This window comes from Gemella haemolysans, from assembly GCF_001553035.1.
In the GTDB taxonomy this organism is placed as follows: Bacteria; Bacillota; Bacilli; order Staphylococcales; family Gemellaceae; genus Gemella; species Gemella haemolysans_B.
In genome coordinates this window covers 16,542-19,329 of sequence record NZ_KQ959972.1, presented here as the reverse complement: position 1 = coordinate 19,329, position 2,788 = coordinate 16,542, and the positions used below count along the sequence as shown (strand labels likewise).

Genomic DNA, 2,788 nt, shown 5'->3' with positions numbered 1-2,788 from the left:
AAATTTGTCCAAATTTTGGGGGCTATTACCAACTTTGACAGGTTAAGATGGTTATTTTTAAATAACAAATTAATTAGAGTCACCGTCTTTAAAACGGCTCTCTCTTTTTTTATTTATATATATTTTAGCATAGATGAAATATAAAAGCAAAAATTTTAGCTAGTTTATGAAGTAGAAAAAGAATATTTACAAAAAGAGGAATTAATTGGGGAATAGTTTTTTCAAAAAATATTTTAAGAAAATTAAAAGTACAGCTTTTTCGCCAATATGTAAGAAAAGATGAAAATTATCATGCGATTCATATATATTTAAAGAGTTCAAGTAATATTTATTTACCTTGGGAAGTTCAAATTTGGAAAAAAGAAGATGAACAAGTTAATGAAAGTGAACATAAAAATCATAAATCAAAATGAAAATATATAAATTGGATTGATATGTATAAAAGAGAAGAGTAGAAGGAGGTGTTTATATGTTCGAACATATAATTTTATTTTCAAGTTCGTATAGAACGAAAAGAAGAATAGGGTGGCATTATGCGTCTGAATATATTAGTAAAGATATAATAAACTATATTTTTGAGAAAACCTCTGAAATTATTATAGAACCAAAATATGCGGTTCATAGATTAACAACAAACTCTCCTGAATGGAAAAGCGTGATAGAACTAGATAGTTTCTTTGAAGACATTCATGTTTTTACTGATTTAGAGGAGTTTCTATTAGAGATGAAGAAAGATTCTCAAATTACGGCTCTAGATGTTTCGAAATTTTTACTTAGTCTCAAGTCGATGACTAATTTGAAACTTCAAAAAATGATTTATTTAGTATATGCAGAGTATTTAGAAAAAACAGGAAAAAAACTTTTCAAAGATGATATTATTGCATTCAAGTATGGACCCGTTGTTCCAAGCGTTTATGAATATTATAAAGATAATGGACGGAATAACATACAAGTAGATAAAGATGAGGAAATTTTTGCTCAAGAGATAACTTTACCAATGGTATTAGCGAGATTTCTTCAATCTTTAGATGAGAAGAATGTAATTGATTCTATTCAAAGTACTTTTGAAAAATATGGGCAGCTTACAGCAAGTGAATTAGTCGCAATTACTCATAGAAAAGGAACTCCTTGGGATCATACAAATATAAATGATATTATTACTGATGAAAATATATTGAAATATCATCATGTAGAAAAATAAAAAAGGTTAACGGAACTAATTTTTTGTACTAGTTAGATTTCGTTAATCTTTTTTAAAATTTCATTTCCATCTAGTTTTTGATAAAATTATAGATGAAAGAAATTATAAATTTAAGAAATAAAAATAGTGATATAAAAATCTAATTTTGATAAAAATAATGAGATGAAGTAATAGCTAAAAGTATGTTAGTTATAGGGGATTATATAAGTTGTATGTTTTATGAAGAAAGGAAATGAACTGGCTACAATTTGTAGACAGTTCAAAATGAAGACAATCAATGAAAAGATGAAGAGGGTGCAGTTCAACTGTACGAAAATATCGTACAGTTGAAGTTAAAAGCACCTGATGGAAAGTAAAGAGAAACCGACGTTGCTGATATGCAAGGTGTTTTTCGTATAATTCAATCTATACCATCTCCTAAAGCAGAACCTTTTAAAATGTGGTTAGCAGAGGTAGGGAAAGAATTGATGAAATTATAGATCCAGAATTAACTATTGATAGAGCATTGGCGACATATCTTCAAAAAGGTTATATAAGAGAATGGATTAATCAAAGACTACAAGCAATTCAAGTTAGGAAAGAATTAACAGATGCTTGGCAAGATCATGGTTAAAAGAGGGTAGAGAATATACAATATTAACTAATGAAATCACTAAAGCATGGTCAGGCATGACAACCAGACAATATAAAGATCACAAGGGATTGAAGAAACAAAACTTAAGAGATAATATGACAACAACTGAACTTATACTAAATATGCTAGCGGAGATTGCAACAAAAGATATAGCTAATGCAACGCATCCGCAAGGTCTAGAAGAAAATAAAAAAGTTGCTAAAGCTGGTGGTAGTATCACTGGGAACGCAAGAAGAGAGAGTGAAATGAAAACAGGGAAACCAGTTATTACATCAAAAAACGCCATAGATTTTGGTAGATTAATATCAGATATAATCAAAGCAGCAACAGAAGAAGATGAAAAGAACAATGAATAATTAAAACAAAATGTTGCTAATGAAAAATCGATGATATTAGCGAAATTTCTTCAATCTTTAGATGAGGAGAAAATAATTAACTCTAACCAAGGAATATTTTAAAAATATTGATGTTTAATAGATATTTTTTAGGGGTAATCTATTATTTTAAGTTTATGGTTACTGAGTGTCATTTAAAACATTATAAAAATATCTTTAGCATATAAACTTAAAAATATAAGAAAAATCTTAAGTTAGTTACTCGCAGGTTTTCTTCTGGTTTTTGATTCTTTGTTTTCTATTGATTTGATAAGGTTTTTTTAGTTTTTTTTATGGTGTTGTTTAGAATTAATATTAAGGTGTTGAATTATTTTTTTATCTACTAAGTCTTAATTCTTGATTTTTTTTATCTTTAATTGTATTATAGAATAATATGCTATTAAGAAAATTTTATTCCTCGAGTGACTAATTTTTTAAAAAAGTAATTGATATTATAAATTTTCAGCGTAATAATTACAGTAATAGATATATATGGTAAGTTAGTAGCTGGATATTGAAAAGTAAGAAAACACGAGGGCGGCTGACTCAAAAGTCCTAAATTTTAAAAAAGTGTATATG

At 27.5% G+C, this 2,788-nt stretch carries 4 protein-coding genes; all 4 read left to right on the top strand.

The features are described from left to right. Positions 1-469 precede the first annotated feature (469 nt). On the top strand, positions 470-1,201 hold the full coding sequence (locus HMPREF3186_RS06380; protein ID WP_060914440.1) for a Panacea domain-containing protein: 732 nt from the start codon (positions 470-472) through the stop codon (positions 1,199-1,201). A gap of 377 nt (positions 1,202-1,578) precedes the next feature. After that, on the top strand, positions 1,579-1,680 hold the full coding sequence (locus tag HMPREF3186_RS09635; protein WP_231724175.1) for a BRO family protein: 102 nt from the start codon (positions 1,579-1,581) through the stop codon (positions 1,678-1,680). Then, a complete protein-coding gene (locus HMPREF3186_RS09410) occupies positions 1,641-1,814 on the top strand; it encodes a hypothetical protein (RefSeq protein ID WP_231724174.1) in 174 nt (57 codons plus the stop codon). The genes HMPREF3186_RS09635 and HMPREF3186_RS09410 overlap by 40 nt, the downstream gene beginning before the upstream one ends. Further along, positions 1,796-2,191, top strand: coding sequence for a hypothetical protein (locus tag HMPREF3186_RS09405; RefSeq protein WP_231724173.1), 396 nt, complete (start codon positions 1,796-1,798; stop codon positions 2,189-2,191). The genes HMPREF3186_RS09410 and HMPREF3186_RS09405 overlap by 19 nt, the downstream gene beginning before the upstream one ends. Positions 2,192-2,788 lie beyond the last annotated feature (597 nt).